The sequence below is a fragment of the Snodgrassella gandavensis genome (assembly GCF_914768025.1).
GTDB classification, from domain to species: domain Bacteria; phylum Pseudomonadota; class Gammaproteobacteria; order Burkholderiales; family Neisseriaceae; genus Snodgrassella; species Snodgrassella gandavensis.
Genome location: NZ_CAJZCE010000017.1, coordinates 1 through 20,550, shown reverse-complemented (window position 1 = coordinate 20,550; position 20,550 = coordinate 1). Strand labels below are relative to the sequence as shown.

The 20,550-nt window shown below is 42.2% G+C and carries 20 protein-coding genes; 10 read left to right on the top strand and 10 right to left on the bottom strand.

Features of this window, described 5'->3' with window-relative positions; all coding sequences use genetic code 11:
• Positions 1 to 15: 15 nt before the first annotated feature.
• The 3 genes from MJ764_RS10365 to metK all read right to left on the bottom strand — a co-directional run bounded on the left by MJ764_RS10365 (position 16) and on the right by metK (position 3,920).
• Positions 16 to 1,467, bottom strand: coding sequence for an efflux transporter outer membrane subunit (locus MJ764_RS10365; protein WP_239326762.1), 1,452 nt, complete (start codon positions 1,465 to 1,467; stop codon positions 16 to 18).
• A 19-nt stretch (positions 1,468 to 1,486) separates the two neighbouring features.
• On the bottom strand, positions 1,487 to 1,981 hold the full coding sequence (locus tag MJ764_RS10360) for a MarR family transcriptional regulator (RefSeq protein ID WP_239326760.1): 495 nt from the start codon (positions 1,979 to 1,981) through the stop codon (positions 1,487 to 1,489).
• Between the two features lie 769 nt (positions 1,982 to 2,750).
• Positions 2,751 to 3,920, bottom strand: coding sequence for a methionine adenosyltransferase (metK, locus tag MJ764_RS10355; RefSeq protein WP_239326758.1), 1,170 nt, complete (start codon positions 3,918 to 3,920; stop codon positions 2,751 to 2,753).
• 99 nt (positions 3,921 to 4,019) lie between these two features.
• Between metK and MJ764_RS10350 the strand changes: the two genes are divergently transcribed.
• The 3 genes from MJ764_RS10350 (at position 4,020) to MJ764_RS10340 (ending at position 7,019) form a co-directional block, all read left to right on the top strand.
• Positions 4,020 to 4,898, top strand: coding sequence for a lysophospholipid acyltransferase family protein (locus MJ764_RS10350; RefSeq protein WP_239326756.1), 879 nt, complete (start codon positions 4,020 to 4,022; stop codon positions 4,896 to 4,898).
• Between the two features lie 715 nt (positions 4,899 to 5,613).
• Entirely contained in the window at positions 5,614 to 6,147 is a 534-nt protein-coding gene (locus tag MJ764_RS10345; RefSeq protein WP_239326754.1) for an RNA polymerase sigma factor, read from the top strand.
• A gap of 533 nt (positions 6,148 to 6,680) precedes the next feature.
• Positions 6,681 to 7,019 (top strand): carboxymuconolactone decarboxylase family protein, encoded by a 339-nt coding sequence (locus MJ764_RS10340; RefSeq protein ID WP_239326752.1) that lies wholly within the window; start codon positions 6,681 to 6,683, stop codon positions 7,017 to 7,019.
• Between the two features lie 101 nt (positions 7,020 to 7,120).
• Here the strand turns inward: MJ764_RS10340 and rpsI are convergent, their stop codons facing one another.
• The 3 genes from rpsI to dinG all read right to left on the bottom strand — a co-directional run bounded on the left by rpsI (position 7,121) and on the right by dinG (position 10,227).
• Positions 7,121 to 7,513 (bottom strand): 30S ribosomal protein S9, encoded by a 393-nt coding sequence (rpsI, locus tag MJ764_RS10335; protein WP_025329932.1) that lies wholly within the window; start codon positions 7,511 to 7,513, stop codon positions 7,121 to 7,123.
• A gap of 9 nt (positions 7,514 to 7,522) precedes the next feature.
• Positions 7,523 to 7,951 (bottom strand): 50S ribosomal protein L13, encoded by a 429-nt coding sequence (gene rplM / locus MJ764_RS10330; protein WP_025329931.1) that lies wholly within the window; start codon positions 7,949 to 7,951, stop codon positions 7,523 to 7,525.
• Positions 7,952 to 8,094: 143 nt separating this feature from the next.
• Positions 8,095 to 10,227 (bottom strand): ATP-dependent DNA helicase DinG, encoded by a 2,133-nt coding sequence (dinG, locus tag MJ764_RS10325; protein ID WP_239326750.1) that lies wholly within the window; start codon positions 10,225 to 10,227, stop codon positions 8,095 to 8,097.
• Positions 10,228 to 10,359: 132 nt separating this feature from the next.
• Here dinG and MJ764_RS10320 point away from each other — a divergent pair, with 132 nt between their 5' ends.
• The 7 genes from MJ764_RS10320 (at position 10,360) to MJ764_RS10290 (ending at position 17,062) form a co-directional block, all read left to right on the top strand.
• A complete protein-coding gene (locus MJ764_RS10320; protein ID WP_239326748.1) occupies positions 10,360 to 11,193 on the top strand; it encodes a MetQ/NlpA family ABC transporter substrate-binding protein in 834 nt (277 codons plus the stop codon).
• A 286-nt stretch (positions 11,194 to 11,479) separates the two neighbouring features.
• Positions 11,480 to 12,079 (top strand): CDP-alcohol phosphatidyltransferase family protein, encoded by a 600-nt coding sequence (locus MJ764_RS10315; protein ID WP_239326746.1) that lies wholly within the window; start codon positions 11,480 to 11,482, stop codon positions 12,077 to 12,079.
• Between the two features lies 1 nt (position 12,080).
• Entirely contained in the window at positions 12,081 to 12,995 is a 915-nt protein-coding gene (locus MJ764_RS10310; protein ID WP_239326744.1) for a phosphatidate cytidylyltransferase, read from the top strand.
• Positions 12,996 to 12,998: 3 nt separating this feature from the next.
• On the top strand, positions 12,999 to 13,643 hold the full coding sequence (locus tag MJ764_RS10305; protein WP_239326742.1) for a lysophospholipid acyltransferase family protein: 645 nt from the start codon (positions 12,999 to 13,001) through the stop codon (positions 13,641 to 13,643).
• Positions 13,636 to 15,396 carry a bifunctional alpha/beta hydrolase/class I SAM-dependent methyltransferase gene (locus tag MJ764_RS10300; protein WP_239326740.1) on the top strand — a complete coding sequence of 587 codons (1,761 nt, stop codon included), beginning with the start codon at positions 13,636 to 13,638 and terminating at the stop codon, positions 15,394 to 15,396. Before MJ764_RS10305 ends, MJ764_RS10300 begins: the two co-directional genes overlap by 8 nt.
• A complete protein-coding gene (locus MJ764_RS10295) occupies positions 15,393 to 16,697 on the top strand; it encodes a phosphatase PAP2/dual specificity phosphatase family protein (protein WP_239326738.1) in 1,305 nt (434 codons plus the stop codon). Before MJ764_RS10300 ends, MJ764_RS10295 begins: the two co-directional genes overlap by 4 nt.
• A complete protein-coding gene (locus tag MJ764_RS10290; RefSeq protein WP_239326736.1) occupies positions 16,655 to 17,062 on the top strand; it encodes a hypothetical protein in 408 nt (135 codons plus the stop codon). The genes MJ764_RS10295 and MJ764_RS10290 overlap by 43 nt, the downstream gene beginning before the upstream one ends.
• 584 nt (positions 17,063 to 17,646) lie before the next feature.
• Here MJ764_RS10290 and MJ764_RS11680 read toward each other — a convergent pair.
• The 4 genes from MJ764_RS11680 to MJ764_RS10275 all read right to left on the bottom strand — a co-directional run bounded on the left by MJ764_RS11680 (position 17,647) and on the right by MJ764_RS10275 (position 19,852).
• Positions 17,647 to 17,694, bottom strand: coding sequence for a hypothetical protein (locus tag MJ764_RS11680; protein ID WP_420853954.1), 48 nt, complete (start codon positions 17,692 to 17,694; stop codon positions 17,647 to 17,649).
• A 17-nt stretch (positions 17,695 to 17,711) separates the two neighbouring features.
• Positions 17,712 to 18,143, bottom strand: coding sequence for a DDE-type integrase/transposase/recombinase (locus MJ764_RS10285; protein ID WP_275415310.1), 432 nt, complete (start codon positions 18,141 to 18,143; stop codon positions 17,712 to 17,714).
• Positions 18,144 to 18,236: 93 nt separating this feature from the next.
• Positions 18,237 to 18,410, bottom strand: a complete 174-nt coding sequence (locus tag MJ764_RS10280) for a hypothetical protein (RefSeq protein WP_239326732.1) — start codon at positions 18,408 to 18,410, stop codon at positions 18,237 to 18,239.
• Between the two features lie 236 nt (positions 18,411 to 18,646).
• Positions 18,647 to 19,852: a PDDEXK-like family protein gene (locus tag MJ764_RS10275; RefSeq protein WP_239326730.1), complete on the bottom strand. Its 1,206-nt coding sequence runs from the start codon at positions 19,850 to 19,852 to the stop codon at positions 18,647 to 18,649.
• Positions 19,853 to 20,550 lie beyond the last annotated feature (698 nt).

The window sequence follows — 20,550 nt, the reverse complement described above, 5'->3', positions numbered from 1 at the left end:
AAAAATAACAGTAAATTAACGAGTAGCCTGAGTATCTGAAAGCTGGAAACCACCACCCAGCGCAGCATGCAGACTATTCCAGCTCTGTTGCTGCCATGCAATGGTTTTAACCCAATCAGCACGTGCCCTCAAAGCAGTATCTTCGCGTTGCAGTTTGGTAATAGCATTGTCCAGCCCTGCCGCATGACGTTTGCTGCTGGATAGCGCATTCTTCTGTGCCACCTGAAAAGCCTGTTGCTGCAATGGCAACGCCACCGTACTGTGCTGATAATCACTTATAGCATCGGCTGCCTGCTGCAAGGCTGTCAATACCGTTTTGTCATATTGAGCTACCTGCTCATTATAGGCAGAACGTTTACCCGACAATGCAGCTTGCAAACTGCCCGAAGTAAAGATAGGCAACGAAATAGCTGGCACAATACCCAGCATCCGTGAAGAAGAATGTATCAGATCAAACGCGTCCACGTGCGCCAGACCGGCCAATCCCTTAATTTCAATATTAGGATAAAATGCCGCCTCTGCCGCCTTAATACCAAAATAATTCGATTGTAATAAAGCCCGTTGTGCAGCAATATCCGGCCGTTGTCCCAGAATATCCGCACGCAGACCATCAACCGCCACCTCAGGCACTTTATCCAGCGGCTGAGGTACCATTGCCGGTAGCTGGTTTGGCGACAGACCAACCAGTGCCGCCATGCTGTGACGGGTACGTTCGATATCCGCCTGCGTCTGACGCAAAGCACTTTGCAAACCCAATACTGTTTGCGTAAACGCATACTCATCACTGGCTGGTTGCAGACCAGCACGAATCCGGTTAGCAACCAGCTTCTGCAACTGCTGATTCACACCAATACGCTGTTGCAGAATATGCGCCTGTTCCTGCAACAACTGCCATTGGGTATATTGCGATACAATGCTCTGGCTTAGTACCAGCCGTGCCTGTTCCTGCTGATAGGCAGCAGCAAGACGCGTACCTAGTGCCGCCTTAATCAGATTCCGCTGCTTGCCCCAGAAATCAAAAGTATAATTAACGGCTACAGCAGCCATTTCATTACGGAAAACATGATTCGGGTCATCACCAGCCCTATTTGAGTCTGGCTTCGGATTCAAATAGGCAGCTACCCCATTTGCCTGTACTCCTACCTGTACACCAGCCTCACCTCTGGCACCACGCCATTGCGCCTCTGCTTGCGCAACACGTGCAGCAGCAATACGCAAATCCGGTGCATTAGCCAAACCAGTATCCATCAGCTTATTCAACAGCGGCTGATTCAGACCCAGCCACCAGTTCTGCCTAGCATGGGCAGACTGACCGGCAGGTAATTGCAGTTGTGTCGCCTCCTGAGGTGTTTGCAAATCTGGTTGCTGGCCAAAATTGGCACAGGCAGACAACAGCAGCAAAGCAACTGGAGTAACAAGGGATAACTGACGTAATCGGAATCGGGGCACAGACACAGTTAATTTCATGCAAATCTCAGCAAAAAAGTTAAGCAGCAGTTAATAACTTGGTTAGTAACTGCTGCAATTGTTCATATTCCGGTTCACTCAGGGCTGACCATACCCGCCGGCGCACCTCATTGGTTTCCGGACTAACCAGTTGAATCAGATTCTCACCAGCCTTGGTTAATTTCAACGTAATTTTACGCCGGTCTAAAGGATGAGTAGAACGCGTTGCCCAGCCATTAAGCACCAGATCATCAGACAGACGCGTTGCACTGGTGCGGGTTAGATTCAGAATACTACTCAGTTCTGATGGTAAAATTTCATGATTCGGCCGCGCATAAACCGCCAGCAGCGCATGCCACAGACTTTCTGACAGGTGGTGCTTGTGCAAACGCTCATTCAGCTCACTTTGAATGGTTGTGTGCACCAGACGTATTAAGCGGCTGAGCATCACCAGTTGAACATTCATGCTTGGCATTTTCACTGCCAGCACCCCTAAAGCAGCTTCCAGTTCGGTAGCAGGAAGAGAAAAACCCATATTAGAGCACCTCAAAATCCAAAAAATAAACCATTACAATAACCATACCACTTATTATAAATGAAGCTTATAGTTTGGCTGAAAATATTCCAACCCCAAAATAGTCACTACATTATCAAATTTATTGAAAATTACTCTTATATGCCCGCATACCGTCCTATCAGCAAATATCATGAACGATGTACCTTTTCCAGCTCACAGACATAATCTGCCATATGTCATACCAGAAAACAGGCGAGCCACACCATAATCATAAACTGCTTTGAGCCATCATTTAGACCAAGAAACAGCCAGAACCAATCACAGAAAAATCAACCAGCCGAATTTATTAATAACCAGCCACAAATTCCATACTGATAATTATTTTTCTATACAAACCATAAGACAAAAATCCACAACTATCCTTATGTGTTAAGGGCATAATTATATTTGATAGCAGATTAAATATTTAGTTATTTTGAAGATTTTTACGCCATATTAACCAGATAACTGTTTTATCCAGCCTGTCTCAACAACCTTTCACACCAGCCTTGAACAAAATTGCACCTTTCCCCCTATACAAAACTCCAATTTTCTTAGCAAACACACCACTAACAACGACAAAAACAGCAAGTTTAGTTTAGGCTTCAGACAAGCTTTCAGCCTACCATAAACCCAACACACACCTATTCTGACCAAATTCTGCAACTGTCAAAACCATATCAGCAGCCGACACAACAACCAGCAAAAAAGGCTGCCTCAAAAGCAGCCTTTTTTCATACAAGCTGAATCAAATACCCGCAGCCTCACGCAATAATTGCGCTTTATCTGTGCGTTCCCACGTAAATTCCGGCTCTTCACGGCCAAAGTGACCATATGCTGCCGTTTTCGCATAAATCGGCCGCTGCAAATCCAGCATTTTAATAATCCCTTTCGGACGCAAATCAAAATGCTGCTGCACAATCTCAATCAATCGATTTTCATCAACTTTACCGGTACCGAAAGTATCAATTGCAATAGAAGTAGGCTGTGCAATACCAATCGCATAGGAAATCTGAATCTGACACTGGCTGGCCAAACCGGCAGCAACAATATTCTTCGCCACATAACGGCAGGCATAAGCGGCGGAACGATCAACTTTGGTAGGGTCTTTACCAGAAAACGCGCCACCACCATGCGGCGCCGCACCGCCATAAGTATCCACAATAATCTTGCGCCCAGTCAGACCACAGTCACCCTGCGGCCCGCCAATCACAAAACGGCCGGTCGGATTAATCAGATACTGCGTTTCATCAGTTAACATATCAGCAGGCAATACTGGCTTGATGATATATTCCTTCACCGCTTCAACCAGTTCCTCACGCCCGACATCCGGTTCATGCTGCGTAGACAGCACTACCGTATCAATGCGCTTCACCTTACCAGTCTCACTGTCATACACACAGGTTAGCTGCGCTTTTGCATCCGGGCGCAACCATGGCAGTTCACCACTTTTACGCACTTCACTCTGGCGCTGCATCAGACGATGTGCATAATAAATGGCAAACGGCATCAGTGTAGGCGTTTCATCACAGGCATAACCAAACATCAGCCCCTGATCACCGGCACCCATATCCAAGTCAAGACCTTCCCCTTCATTAACACCCTGCGCAATATCAGGAGACTGCTCGTCATAACATACCATCACCGCACAGCCGCTGGCATCAAAGCCCAGCTCCGATGAGTTGTAACCGATACGCTTAATCGTATCGCGTGCAACCTGAATATAATTAATATGCGCACGCGTAGAAACCTCGCCGGCCAGCACACACAAACCGGTATTGACTAAAGTTTCAGCTGCCACGCGTGCAGCAGAGTCCTGAGCCAGGATAGCGTCTAAAATAGAATCGGAAATCTGGTCGGCAACCTTGTCTGGATGACCCTCAGATACCGATTCGGAAGTAAACAGAAATTCACTCATAATTGGCGGATACTTTCTGATGCTAATAATGCTTTATGGGCAGTTATAGATGCTTTTGTTACAATGTCGCCCAAATTTTAAGTTTGAGATACAGAACAGATGCAAAAGCTGGTTTATGTCGTATTTTCCTTGTTGGCATTAATTCCCTTGCCAATTTTACAAGGCATAGGTTCAATACTGGGGCGTTTTGGCTATTACTTTGCCACCAACGAACGTAAACGCACAACTAGAAATCTACATTTTAGCAAACTTGCTGCCAACGACCAACAAGCAGAGAAACTGGTTAAATCCGTTTTCGCCGAAACAGCTAAAAGCGGACTAGAACTATCCATTGCATGGACCCGCTCCAGCAAACACATTGTCTCCCTATTTAAAGAAGTGCACGGCTGGGAACACATTGAAGAAGCCCTCGCTCGCAACGAAGGTCTGCTGCTCATTACCCCGCATCTGGGCAATTACGACCTTGCCGGCCGTTACCTGAGCGAAAAACTGCCCTTTCCTCTCACCGCCATGTATCGCCCACCCAAAATAAGCTGGCTCGAAAGCGTAATGAATAATGGCCGCGTCCGCGATAACGGCTATACCGCACCGGCCAATATGCAGGGCGTCAAACAAATCGTACGTGCCTTAAAAAACAAAGAGGCCACCATCGTTTTACCCGATCAGGTACCTGGTGAAGGTGAAGGCGTATGGGCAACTTTTTTTGGCCAACCAGCCTACACCATGACACTGGCCTCACGTCTGGCCGTCATGCCTAAAGTAACCGCCCTGTTCTTTTGCGGCGAACGTCTGCCCCACGGCCGCGGCTTTGCCCTGCATATCGCTCCGCTGGAAGGTACACTCAATGGCAATCGTGAACTTGATGCCCAGATTATCAACAACAATGTCGAACAATGGGTAGCACGCTTTCCCAGCCAGTACCTATTTGGCTACAATCGGTATAAACACCGTAATACTAAACCACCAACTGCCCCATAACAATTGCAGTACATACTTACAATCATCACAAACAGACTGATCACTATGACATAGGCAAATTACTGAAAGCCATCCTGATAAAACAGTTATTTAAATATAAATATATTATTAGCAGAAACTGTCTATCAACATTAAAATAATTATTGATAGACACATAAATACACTTATACTTTATCAGTGAACATAAATTGCATTTTATTATAGATTACTCTATATAACTTTTACCCCAAAACAGTTTTTGGAAAAATTTATTATATATCATATATTTAAATAAAAATATTCGTTTCTACTACTTAATCACTAAAATCTAATAAATACTTTAATAACCAGCACAATCTCATTTCTTAAAAATATCAATCACTGCAAAGCAAAGCTTTTCGACCATAAATTTATTATTAATTAACATAAAAATAAATCTATTTCTTCAAATAGAAATGTATGCCGAAACTGGACAGGCTTACTGCATATAGAATACAAAATTGACTGACCAGTAGGCCATCGTTAGCGAATAGCAACGCATTTATATTACAAATCAGTTAAATTAATATCAAAATGCCTATATCTTTTAAAAATAAAAATCTTTTGAATCCTTTTACGCATTTCTATCCTCTATATAAATATAGAGTTGGTGAAAAACATAATTTAAATCTTTTCCCCAACTTCAATATTTGTTCCCAATATAGCAAAACCCAAAGATAGCGACAGACAAATTGCCATGAAACAGAATTCAGAAAAATTAATTCTAGCCGCCTGTTCCGGTAATAAACAGGCTTTAGAACAACTATTAATTGTATCCCAAAAAGATATCAGAAGATTTGCCAGAAAAACCTGTACCACATCTGAAGACATAGAAGATGTGGTACAGATAGCACTTTGGCAAATTCACAGAAAGATTGGCACATTAAAAACAATAAAAGCTTATACCAGTTGGCTCTTCCGAATTATAGAAAGAGAATGTTATCGGTTATTTAGTTCCCGACTATCAAAAAATACCGAGACAGAATTTAATCTGGAAAACATAGCAACACCTGATTCTGATTTAAATCTGCGCATTGATTTAATCAATGCAATTATGACCCTACCACCGATTTATCGCCAAATATTAATTATACGGGATATTGAAGAATATACCGCCCCCGAAGCCGCCAAAAAATTAGGTATAACTATTGAAGCTGTAAAAAGTAGACTGCACCGGGCTAGAACAATGATAAAGGAAAAACTGACTTCACAAATCTTTTTGGATGAATAGAAGACAAAAAAGAACAATTTTATCTGTTTTCACAACTCTATGAGTTGAAGTTTTAATTCAATACATGCTGCCTAAGCATAGTCATGCTGGTTTAAGTTTATTTTTCCAGTTTTCACTCTTTTAACGTAAAAAGGGACGTGATGTTTAGAAATAGTTCCATATTAAGACATTTACTCCGTAGATATACTGGATTTAGTTTGCTCGCTTTAACAATATATCTTTTTATTCAAGGCACTGGGTGGAGCATTATATTAGGACTTACATCAGCCATTTCAGGATTTATTGCATTAAAAGCATGCCCTGCCTGTTGGCTAATCAGGTTCATAATAACAATAACCAATCCAAGTAAAACATGTATTCCATGTTCAAAAAAAGATGAATCACGTTCAGCACACCTAAAGTAAAAATAGTACGACATGTTGAATTTATTTTATTGCACAAGTATATTTATTTGAATTTATTGTATTTATTTTATTATTGGCGAACTAATCCACTTACTAATTATAAATTATTTAACCTTAAGGAAAATTTAAATGAGTAATTATCAATCTCCAGATGATATCAAATATGTAGCTTCCTTATTGAATCTGGCACCGCAGGAAGCACGGGCTTTTATAGAATTCGATCACCAAACAGTCAAGCGTGAAGATGGCATTATTCCCATCAAAACCAGAGAATTTATTGCATTAGCCGTCGCCCTGACTACACAATGTGCTTACTGTATTGATATTCATACTAAAGGCGCTATGCGCGTAGGAGCAAGTAAACAGGAATTAGCTGAACTTATTTCTGTTGCTGCAGCTGTCAGAGCAGGAGCAACAATGGGGCATGGGCTACTGGCTTTACGCTTATTAGATGAATTAAAATCTTAAATTATTAATAATTCGTTTCCGTTAACTAAATACAAAACAAAAAGAGCCATAAAGGCTCTTTTTGTTGAATTCGTAAACTGCTTGAAATATAACAATACAGATTAACGTTTGGAGAACTGTTTAGCACGGCGTGCTTTGCGCAGACCGAATTTCTTACGTTCAACTTCACGTGCATCACGAGTCACCAGACCAGCAGCAGACAGAGTTGGTTTCAGAGCTGCATCGTAGTCAATCAGTGCACGGGTAATACCGTGACGAATCGCACCAGACTGGCCAGTTTCACCACCACCTACTACATTAACTTTAATGTCAAAAGCTTCCAGATTTTCGGTCAGTACCAATGGCTGACGTACAATCATACGGCCGGTTTCACGACCAAAGAATTCATCCAGCGGACGACCATTTACAATAATCTGACCGCTACCTTTTTGCAGGAAAACACGAGCCACTGAACTTTTGCGGCGACCCGTGCCGTAGTAATATTTACCGTTCATTGCGTGTCCTTAGATATCCAAAACTTTAGGTTGTTGAGCAGCATGGCCATGTTCTGCAGTAGCATATACTTTCAGTTTTTTAATCATGGCATAGCCCAACGGGCCTTTAGGTAACATACCTTTAACGGCTTTTTCCAGCGCACGACCAGGAAATTGGTTTTGCATTTCTGCAAAAGTACGCTCATAGATACCACCCGGGAAGCCTGAGTGGCGATAGTATTTTTTGTCAGTCTGTTTCTGACCAGTCACGCGCAATTTGTCAGCGTTGATTACAATGATGTAATCACCAGTATCAACATGCGGCGTGTATTCTGGCTTATGTTTGCCACGCAGACGGCGAGCGATTTCAGCAGCCAAACGACCCAGAACTTTGTCTTGAGCGTCAACTACATACCAATCACGCTTCACCTCATGCGGCTTAGCTGAAAAGGTTTTCATAGGAGCTAATCCAGATAAATATACGAAAGCTTCTAATATTAAAGATTAATCAAGTGATTGTCAATTGCCACGCTTGGTTGATATGACAAACCCCCAGTACTCAGCAAGGTAGACAGATTATGCTTTTCCCCCCAGATTTATGCCTAACCGATGCGTTTGAATGGCGGCAAACAAGCCAGTAATTGCTTGCCATAACGTGCTGTCAAAATACGATTATCCAAAATGGTTATCCGGCCGTAATCGGTTTCGGTACGAATCAGCCGTCCTACTGCCTGTATCAGCTTGATACTCGCTTCCGGCACAGTAATTTCCATGAATGGATTGCCGCCGCGTGCTTCTATCCACTGGTTACGGGTTTTTTCAATCGGGTTATCCGGCATGGCAAATGGCAGCTTGGCAATAATTACTTGCACACACATTTCACCAGGCAAATCCAGCCCTTCGGCAAAACTGTCCAGCCCAAAAATGATACTGGGCTTACCGGCAGCAATGGTTTCCTGATGGCGCTGCAATAATACCTGTTTGGATATTTCCCCCTGTACCAATAATAACGGCAAATGACTGTCTGGTAATTTCAGTGCCACTTCCTGCATTTGTCGGCGCGAAGAAAATAGCACCAGAGTACCAATGGCTTCATTTTCATTAATCAGTTTCGGCAGCCACTTGACAATTTCACTGGTATGCGCAGCAGCATCTTTCGGACTGGCGGCCAGTGCCGGTATATATAGTTCACCCTGTTCGGCAAAATGAAACGGGCTATCCAGTGCCAGCATGGTGGTATCCGGCAACCAGGTCAGGCCGGTTTGCTTCAACAGTAAATCGAATGTTCCCAGCGAGCGCAGCGTTGCTGAGGTAAGTAGGGCACCGGCTGCACGCCGCCACAAACCACTGGCTAATTTGCTGGCACTGGTAATTGGTGAGGCATTAAAACTGTAATCCACTTTATCTTTAAAAGTTCGCGTAATCCATTTAGCCAGTGGTGCTTCACCTTCTACATTCTCAGTAGAAATTAAATCCCATACATCAACTACCTGCTCTGTTCGCGCCAGCAGCATACCCAAATCACCACTTAGCCGGTCGAGCAGGCTGCTATCTTGATTTTTATCGCGCCGTGCGGCCGCTAGTGCCTCACTCATGCTGTTTATGTGCTTGAGCAGCATGCGTGCGGCTATGGCTGTATTATTTACCAGCATACTTAAGCTGGACGGAATAGTACCATCCGGCCACAACCAGCTGCTTTCTTCGATGCCCTCCTGTGTGGCCAGACTGGGTTCATCAGCCAGATGAATCAGCCACTCCTGCAAGCTTTCCTGCAAGCTGGATGCAGCCTCGGCAGCCAGTACAGCCAGCTCACTTTTATCCAGCACACCAGCCACTTTATCGACAACATTACCCATCCGGTCTAAAAACCACAATGCCTGATTCAGGCTGTGTTCAGCAGCAAACTGCTGTAAGGCCTTGTGCGATAAATGATGAGCTTCATCAATGCAATAAAAGCTGTTAGCCGGTGATGGCAGAATCACGCCCCCGCCCATGCCGATATCAGCTAACAGCAAATCATGGTTGGCCACAACCACGTTCACTGTTTCCAGCGTTTCCCGTGCCAGAAAAAACGGACATTCCGGCCGATTAGGGCAGCCGGCTTTCAGGCAGCCATGGCGGTCATTGGTTACCCTTTGCCACAGACCATCATCAATCTGTTCCGGCCAAGTATCACGATCACCATTAAAAGTACGTGCAGCAAACTGGTCCGCCATTTCGCGCAATACAGCTAATTCCTCCACCTTTGGCTTTCTGTCCCATAATTCCTGTTGTGGTTCAAACCCCTGCAAACTATCCTGCGCGTTTAATTGGGTTAATTGATACAGTTTATACGGACACAAATAACGTCCACGTCCTTTTGCCAGCGCAAAGCTCAAACTCAAGCCACTGTGCCTGACGACAAATGGTAAATCCCGCCCCACCAGCTGCTCCTGTAAGGCCACCGTGGCACTGCTAACCACCAGAATCTTGCCACGTGTCTGCGCCATAATTCCTCCGGCCAGTAAATACGCCAGACTTTTCCCGACACCCGTTGGACCCTCTACTATAACGATGGATTCACCATTGCGCTCTGGTGCATCCTCACCAGCCTGCTGTTGCTGAGTACGCGAAAATGCATTGGCAATGGCTGCAATCATTTCCCGCTGAGCCTGACGTGGCCGGAAATGAGGCAGGCTTTTAGCGATATTCTGGTAATGGTCGCGTATGGCGTTTTTTTCTAAATCAGTGAGCATAACTATTCAAGCAGAGGACAAATGGCATAAATGCTTATTCTATTTAGTAGTAAAGTTATTTAAAATCAGTATATTTGCAGACTCATTCCAATTATATACTGAAATTCCATATTAAATTTCAGCAGGTACATTATGAACAAAATTATCTATCTTGTTTTATCCTGTTTAGTGGCAACAGGCCTGATTGCCTGCTCCAAAACCCAGCAGGACACAGCACCCACTACCCCAACCACAAAAAAAGAACTGGTTTTTGGTGCTTCTGCCATGCCCTATAGCACTGTCTTTGAACAAGGTATCAAACCCATTCTGGAAAAACAGGGCTATACAATCAAAACCCTGAATTTTTCCACGCTGGAAGTGAATAATCAATCAGTTAATAATGGGCAAGTTGATTTTAACCTTGATCAGCACACCGCTTACCTTAACGTTTTTAACCATGAAAAAGCCACACACCTGTATCCGCTGGTACATATTCCTACAGTTCCAGCTGCCATTTATTCAGATAAATACACTTCCATCCAGCAAGCCCCCAATGGCGCCAGCGTGCTGATTCCGAGCGACCCGGCCAATACTTCCCGTGCGCTACACATCCTCACCGACAACCATCTAATCCAGCTAAAACCCAATACTAATCCAATACTGGCTACCACCAGAGATATTGCCAGCAATCCCAAACAGCTAAAAATCAAGGAAATTGATTCCGTAATGATTCCGCGCACACTGAATGAAGTAGATTTTGGTTTTGCCTCCGGCGGCATTGCTTATCAGTCGAAACTGGATCCGAAAAAAGCTGTATTACGCGAAAAAGTGGTTCCGGAAATGGAAATGGTGGTTACCATCAATGAAAAAAACAAAGACACGCAATGGGCAAAAGACCTGAAAGCAGCCTATCAGTCGCCAGAATTCAAACAATTTATGCAGCAATACAATCAAAACCAGATGTGGGTAATGCCACAGGGAGAATAAAGTATTTCAGCCTCCATTTACGCTGAAAACTGCCGGTAATATTATCTTGTATTACCGGCAGTTTATATATCAGTAAAAGCTTAAAGACCATATCAGCCTCACAACTACCAGCCCGATAGATACCAAAAATAAATACCCGCTACAAAATAATATAAATTTATTATCACCGATTAGCAGCATCACCAGACAAATCGTTCCAAAGCAAAATATCTTTAATAAAAATAACATAACAACAATATTAAATACATTTTATAATAGAAAAATTACACCACATACTTGCATAAGCATGACTCTCTACAAAATCAAACCGGCTTTTCAAAAACTACTACGTCCACTTATGTTCTGGCTATACAAAAGGGGCATTACCGCCAATCACGTAACCCTTGCCGCTATGGCCCTTTCAGTTATTATTGGTGTCATACTGACCATTTTCCCCCATCCCGGGCTATTCTGGCTGTTACCCATTACCCTGTTTATTCGCATGGCACTCAATGCGCTGGATGGTATGCTGGCACGCGAATGCAACCAACAAAGCCGGCTTGGTGCAGTTTTAAATGAGCTGGGCGACGTATTATCTGATGTCGCCCTGTATTTACCCTTTATCCTGTTACTGGGCAGCAATACTACAGTAGTACTGATTATGCTGTTTTGCGCTGTGCTCACCGAATTTTGCGGCATTCTCGCCCAAACAATTAACGGGATTCGCAGCTATGCCGGCCCAATGGGTAAAAGTGACCGTGCCCTGATTTTTGGCACATGGTCATTACTGCTGGCCATCTGGCCTGAATTAACCTCATGGAATAATCTGTTGTGGTGTGCGTCCATCATCTTACTGCTATGGACTTGCATTAACCGCTGCCGTAGTGCCTTAACCGGAGGCCACTAATATGCTGCTGCAAAAGTCCTTACTGGTTATCTTCAGCCTGTTATTGCTGGCAACAGTTATTAATGGATTGCTGGTGTGTCTGAAACCGAATAAAGACTGGCACGAACTAACATTACGCATTCGCACGTGGTGGATTATTATCATCCTGTTTTCTCTGGCACTGATTAGCCCACACTGGCTCGGATTAAGTTTTTTTGCGCTGGTCAGCTTCATGGCCTTAAAAGAATATTTAACACTGGTACCTGCCCGCCATGCCGACCGGATGCCCATTTTATGGATGTTTATCACCATTCCGATTAATTACTGGTTAATCGGAATCGACTGGTATGGGCTGTTTATCGTATTCATTCCCGTCTATATGTTCCTGTTCTTACCAGCACGCATGGTGATTGCCGGAGATACCAGACACTTTCTGCGCACTGTCTCCCAGCTACAATGGGGTCTGATGACCACTGTATTTACTTTTAGCCATGTTGCTTTTCTCTTAGTACTACCCAACGATAATCAACAAACTGGTGCACTGCTGGTACTTTTTCTGGTGGGTTTAACCGAATTCAACGATATTACCCAATATCTGTGGGGCAAATCTCTGGGCAGAATTAAAATCACCCCCAAAGTCAGTCCCAATAAAACACTGGCCGGCTTACTCGGTGGAATTGGCAGCACCACCATTGCTGCCATGCTATTAGGCCCGCTACTCACCTCGCTCAACTGGGGTATGGCCTTACTGGCCGGCCTGCTAATCAGCGTAAGCGGTTTCTGTGGCGATATCGTCATGTCTGCAATCAAGCGGGATATCGGGATTAAAGACAGCGGGACACTGTTACCCGGACATGGAGGCATTCTCGACCGTCTGGATTCGCTGATTTTTACCGCCCCCGTATTTTTTCACTTTATTCGTTATTTCTATTACTAAACCATGCTGAAATCATTACTCAAACCAATTTTTGCCTTATGCATAGTATGGCCGGTTATGCGTTTATGGATGGGTTTACGTATTCACCAACACCACAACTTGCCCAAACGGGGTCCTGCCATCATTGTTGCCAACCACAATAGTCATATGGACGTTTTTGCGTTGATGTCACTCTATTCACCCTTACAACAACGCCACATTCATCCTGCGGCGGCGGCTGATTACTTTCTCAGTAATAAATGGATGGCCTGGTTTGCACTCAACATCCTGAATATTATTCCAGTGACCCGGCAGAATAGTGGTCAGGGCAATCCCCTGCAAGGCTGCGAAGACGCCTTACGCAAAAATAAAATTCTTATTCTTTTTCCCGAAGGTTCACGTGGTGAGCCCGGGAAAATGCAGCCATTAAAATCAGGCTTATGGTATCTAAGTGCCGCCATGCCCAATGTACCGATTATTCCAGTGTGGCTCCAAGGCACTGAACAGATAATGGCCAAAGGCAATCGCATCCCTTTGCCCCTGTTTATCGATGTCAACATTGGCTGCCCCATGTATTACCACCCCGACAAAGAACAATTCAAGGCTAAACTATTAAACAATTTACTAGCATTGCGTCCGCAATATACAAAAAGAGACTCCAATGACTGAACAACGCCAAGCAAAAGAAAGTATTTTTCATACCAGCGATAAACAAGAATTATTTTATCGCCACTGGCCTGCCATCACCACCGGCACAATACGCAAAGTTATTGTCCTGTTTCACCGCGGGCATGAACATTCTGGCCGCTTACAACACATTGTTGATGAGCTGAACATGCCAGATACAGACTTTTATGCGTGGGATGCCCGTGGCCATGGACGCTCACCCGGCCGTCGTGGCTACAGTCCGTCACTGGCACGCTCAGTACAGGACGTAGATGATTTTGTGCAATTTGTTGCCGCTGATAGCCAGACACCTCTTGCCAATATTATCGTTATTGCTCAGAGTGTGGGTGCAGTACTGGCAGCAACTTGGGCGCACGATTACGCACCGCAAATTCGCGGGCTGGTACTGGCCTCTCCGGCTTTCAAAGTAAAATTATATGTTCCATTTGCCCGTCCCCTATTAGCAATTGGTCAACATTTCAAAGGTCTGTTTTTCGTTAATTCATACGTCAAAGGCAAGTACCTAACTCATGATACGCAACGCATTAACAGTTTTAATAGCGACCCACTGATTACCCGCGCCATTGCAGTCAATATCCTGCTGGATTTGTACCGTACAGCTGATCGCATTATTGAAGATGCCGCAGCCATTACGTTACCTACCCAATTGCTGATCTCCGGTCAGGATTACGTTGTGCATCGACAGCCACAACTGGATTTCTATCAACGTATTCGCAATCCACTGAAAGAAATGCACATTCTTCCTGGTTTTTATCACGACACATTGGGTGAACTTAACCGCGAAGAAGCATTCACAAAAATTCACAACTTTGTCGATACCCTGTACCAGCAACCGGCTCCCAACTTTAACTACCAACATGAAGATCGCTGGAGCCCAAGTGCAGATAACTGGCGCCAACTAAGCGGCGGCCCTGTGCCATTTTCACCCAGTGCCTTTGCTTATCGTGCCTTGCATAAAGGCATGAGTACTCTTGGTACACTTTCCAATGGCATTAAGCTGGGTTGTGAAACAGGCTTTGATTCTGGCAGCACATTGGATTATGTCTACCAAAACCAACCACAAGGCAAAAACTGGCTGGGAAAACAGTTTGATAAAGCCTATTTGAACAGTATTGGCTGGCGAGGTATCCGGCAGCGCAAAATCAATCTGGAATACATGATTAAGCAGGCGGTATCTAAATTACAAGCACAAAAAATGCCTGTTCGCGTAGTTGACATTGCTGCTGGCCATGGCCGATACGTGATTGAAGCATTATCCAGTATTGATACCGTTGAACAAATCCTGTTGCGCGATTACAGCGAAATCAATGTCAACAAAGGACAGCAGATGATAGCTGCCTACGGTTTAAGCGCTAAAGCACGATTTGAAATCGGCGATGCATTCAATCAGCAACAATTGGCTTCACTCTCGCCCAAACCAACACTGGGTATCGTTTCCGGCCTATACGAACTTTTTCCAGACAATAGCCTATTACGCACCTCACTGAACGGTTTAGCCGCCGCTATTCCTGTTGGCGGTATCTTGATATATACCAACCAGCCATGGCATCCACAACTGAAAACCATTGCATGGTCACTCACCAGCCATCGTGAAGGTCAACCATGGATTATGCGCAATCGCTCTCAGGGTGAAATGGATGCATTAGTAAACGCAGCCGGCTTCGATAAATGCACACAAATTATCGATGAATGGGGCATCTTTAGCGTTTCTATAGCAATACGCCGTGCATCATGAATCTACGCAGTAAAATAAATTTGCAGGCAGTAGGTTGGTTATGCCTTCTTGGCCCCTATTTCTTCCTGACCTATGGTCAAATAAACCAGTTTACTGCCACACGTATTAATATAAATAGCATCGTTTTTAACTGGGAACAATACATTCCTTTTATACCCCTAACCATTATTCCTTACTGGAGTCTAGATTTTCTCTACGGTATATCATTATTTATTTGCCGCTCCTTATCCGAACAGAAGCGTCTGGCTTGCCGGCTATTGTTAGCATCTACCTTTGCCTGCATTGGCTTTTTGCTGTTTCCACTCCGTTTTAGCTTTACCCGGCCGAAAGTAGAAGGTTTTGCCGGATGGTGGTTTAGCCAACTGGAACAATTTGACTTACCTTATAACCAATCACCATCACTACACATCATCCTGAGCTGGCTATTGTGGCAACATTTTCTGCGACATACTGCCAAACGCTATCATTGGCTGATCCATGGCTGGTTTCTGCTAATTGCCATTTCCGTACTAACTACATGGCAACACCACTTTATTGATGTTATTACCGGTATAGCTATCGGCATGTTTATCGACTGGTTGATACCACCCAATAAATTATCACATTTACATAGAAAATCTGCACAATCGATAAAGCTGGCAAGATACTATGGTTTGGCAGCTTTATTGTGTGCATGTCTTAGTCTGTGGTTAACATCTTGGTTATTATGGCTTACACTTGCTTTATTTATCGTAAGTTTTGCTTATCGTTTTGGTGTTGGTCTGGTATATAAATCACAGCAGGGTAAATATACCGCCGCAGCCTATTGCTTACTGTTACCATGGCGTTACATAATGAGCATTTCCCGCTGGTTATACACGCGTAAAATTCCTGCTGTCAGTCCAATCAGACGACATATTTTTTTGGGTAGTTACCCATGCAGCACAATATATCAACGAGCTGTGCTTGATTTAACTTTCGAATTTTCGCGCGCATATCCAACCCGCAATTGTGTCTACAGCTGTATGCCCATGCTTGATTTGGTTTGCCCCACCATGCTTCAATTACAGCAAGCAGTAATTGAGCTAGAAAAATTACGCCTACAAAACAGTAGCGTACTGGTACATTGTGCATTGGGACTATCGCGCAGTGCAGTTGTGGTTATTGCCTGGCTACTGGCTTTTGACCATTTCAAAACCGTAGAGCAGGCATATTCCTTTGTGCAGCGACAACGCCCGCAAATTGTGCTTAGCACCCAACATATGGAATTACTTCGACAATGGCAAACCAGAATAGCCCAGAACCCGCTGATCCTTACCTGAACAGACAGTTAATCAGACAAACACTAGCCAGCTGGCGCTTTTTGCTGCTGATGGCTTTAGTGCCATTATTATGGGTAATCTTCAACGCGCCTGTTGGTTTCATACATGTACTGATTACAGGAAACGCTGGCATTGTTATCTATCAGTGCTGGCGCCTGTGGCTGGACAACCATTATTTCTCTGAACTTACACCAAAAAATAATCAGCAGGCGGGTATTATTCTTGCTTTTATCTGGCAAAAAGAAAAACTGCAATACTTTTCCTTGCAGCAAAGGTATGAGGGCGCAATAAAGCAACTCAAATACGCCTTGGCTAGCTGCGCCATATTATGGTTAATCTGGGTTATTGCTTTACTTTTCAAATAAAATTACTATAAAAATAGTGGATAAAATAAAGCATTAGCTTTAACTACATGACAGTAAAGATATCTTTGCAGCTATTTCTATACAAGTTCAAAAGCCGATTCTTTACATTTTTCGCCAAACAAGCTACAAAATCAGAATATAACAAATCATGATTGATAATATAACTACTATACTCAGGGGTCAGAAAGATTTTTAATTTCAAATTAAGCAATGATTTTTTTACTACCACAAACTGCTCAAACAAACCCAATAATAAGGGCACAACTGCTCCCATCACTAAACGCAATATATAGTTACAAGCTTAAGCATCAAAGCCTGAATCAGGATATAAGTCTTAGCAGACATTACATGGTAATCATAAACACCGGTTTTCTCACTTAAACCATGTTTATGACTGTTCATAGCAAACACAGTGAAATTTCTGACTAAATGAAACAAAATGTCATGGTTTTAACTGTTTCCATATAACAAAATTAAAGGAGCATCAATACTGGATTTTTGTAGTATAGCTTTGCAAATACTCTAGACTTAGTAAACAAACCAAGTAGAAAATTATACTGCTTGTTTTAAGGTTTATATTCAATTTACATTATATTATTCAATGTTTCATGGGGTCGTTTATCGTTATAAATGGTTAGCCATTCTTCGGTTACGTTCCTTGCTTGTGCGGATTATTGAAAAGATATAAATCCAGTACCTCAGTACGATACCAACGATTAAATCGTTTAATATAGCCATTTTGATATGAGCTGCTGGGGTTGATGTACTCTTCTGTAGTTATACCATGTGATTTTGCCCAGTAAGTGAACGTATTTCCGGTAAATTCCGGTTCATTATCCACTCGTATTTTTAGTGGATAACCATGATATTTAGCCAGTTTATCCAGATAACGGGTAATCCTGCCAGCCGGCAAACTGACCGCGATATCAATGCCTAACACCTCACGATTAAAGTCATCTATCACATTAAAAGTTCTAAACCTGCGTTGATTGCGACTGCTGTCCTCCATAAAATCCATTGACCAGCATTCACCTTGTTTATTCGGTACTGATAATTTTCTGGGCTTTGTGGTGGAATGCATTTTTTACGCGTTACCCTAAGATTAAGCTTTAATTGACAATACACCCGATAAACACGTTTATGATTTCATTTATAACAGAGCATGCTGATGCGATTAAAACACTTGGGAAAGCCCCCAACGTAAATGCCTGTCAGTGATAGCACTGAGTACCGACACAATCACCGAATCATCCGGTAATTTAGATTGATAATAGTCAGCACAGCGACTTAAGCCAACAATAGCGCAGCTCATGGTAATCGTCACACAATGACTTTCTCGTAGTTGCATAGCCCAAACGTTACCTGCCTTGGTAGGCACTATAGCTTTTATATGATTTCCTTCTAAAGCTGGGATTGTAAGCTTAGCTTAGCCAACATCTGCATAAAAATATAGTCATTGCCAATAATAGTATCAGTAAGTACGTCATAGAAACCTTTAATATAAAGATTTCTATTGCGGTATGGTTGTTGATTTAAATTAAATAACAATACGTATTAATCATACTATTATGCATGTTAATTGCCTCAACGCTCTTTAAGTAATGCCCGCAATGTTTGTTTTTCATACACTTGACGAATTATTTCAATGACCGACTTAGTAAAAGTACTCTCCTGAGGATTGGAAAAACTTATCCATGTTTCGTCTTCTATGAATTTTGGCATGGCATTTTTTTCGGGTGAATCCCAAGCAGGCCACCACAATTCATTTGATTGTGGTGATGAAAGGATACCTTCCATTTGCTCTGCAATATGTTTGTATAGTTTTTTGTTAGGCTGAACAGTAGCATCTTTTCGACGAATCCCATAAATTATATCTCTTTGCATTGTACCTTGAGATTCCCAACGCAAAACAAAATAATCATTTGGATCAAACTTTATTTGAAAACCTGCATAACGTTTTTCAATTTCAGTATCTCCTTCAATTTTGATACCTACCATACCTAAATTGGCTGTTTGGTCTCGTAAGTTTTTAATAAATTTATCAAATAATTCCTTTTTTACTACTTCAATATTATTTGCAATAAGAAGTGCTGAATTAAGGTTGTTAGAATTTGAAAGAATCATTTTAACTAACTCATCTTGTTGTTTCATATTGATTTCTCCATTTACGTTTTCTTGAATATATTGAATTAAATCCTCAACAAATAATCTTACTTTAGGTGCTTGAACATATAAAGCACAATCAATTAACCAATTGCGTAATTCATAAAAAGTGATGTGTAATACATTATCGCAAATAGACTCATCGGTATCTTCAGACAAAGTATATTCGTTAATCTCTCTATTACATAAATAGATCAATAGCCAATTTTTATCATTTTTTGCTTCTCCATGTAGCCACGTGCCATAATCTTTTAATTGATCTTTTTGATCACATGCCCATGGTTTATTTTCAATTGCAATATAATTTATATGATCTGTGAGGAGAATATCAATCCGCTGTCCTGTAGGAATTTTATATTCAGTAACAACCTGATATTTTGACTCAAGCTGTATGTTTTTTTGTGAAGAAAATAACTCATAAAACTTGTTAATAAATAAGTCTTGTTGACCATGTGTTTCATTTTTATCCAATAAAAATGCTAAGCAATTGGATAATGCCATTTCATTGATACAAAATAGATTCAATAAACGAAAAGCAGGCGCAAGTTGGCGGTCAAATAATGCATTAGCCTTTTTATAACTTTCACGCCATAACGTAACATCATCTAATAATTTTTGAATGCTCAATGCTATCTCCTTTTTGATTTTTTGGTTTATAAATGCAAATATTTATTAATATTTATAGTTTATTGCCGCAATTCAAAGGATGTAATGACCTGAATTAATGTTGATTTATCTAGTGATATTATATATCACTACTCTCGAATACAAGCAAAAAACAATCTTAATAATTTCAGGCTCAATTATCTTTTCTATTTCTGTCACAATCAAAAATTGCCAACACTTAAAAAAACAACCTCTTTTAGCATCTAAAAAATTTTAATAATATTGTTAACTCCGCCTATTGATATAAAACAACATATTATTACCATCTATTAAAATTATATTTTTATTTAAAAAGGATAATTCCCGAATTTCTAATTAAAACACATGTAATACAGAGTGTTTAAATATCAACTGTGATTCTTTTCATTTAATGCAAAAATTCGGAAATTTGAGTCTATAAATAATCTTGTATAAGTGTCACATATCTGACCTAAACAGACACGCCACCCAAAGTAAAAGCTCCGATCCATAACCGTCCGGAGCTCTAAATGGTTGTTTGACGATGTCCTACTTTCACATGGGTATCCATACAAAGCAAAGAACCCAGTTGATCTCTCAACCGGGTTCTTCTCTTATGGGGCGTCTGGCGGTGTCCTACTTTCACATGGGTATCCATACTATCATCGGCGCTAGGTCGTTTCACGGTCCTGTTCGGGATG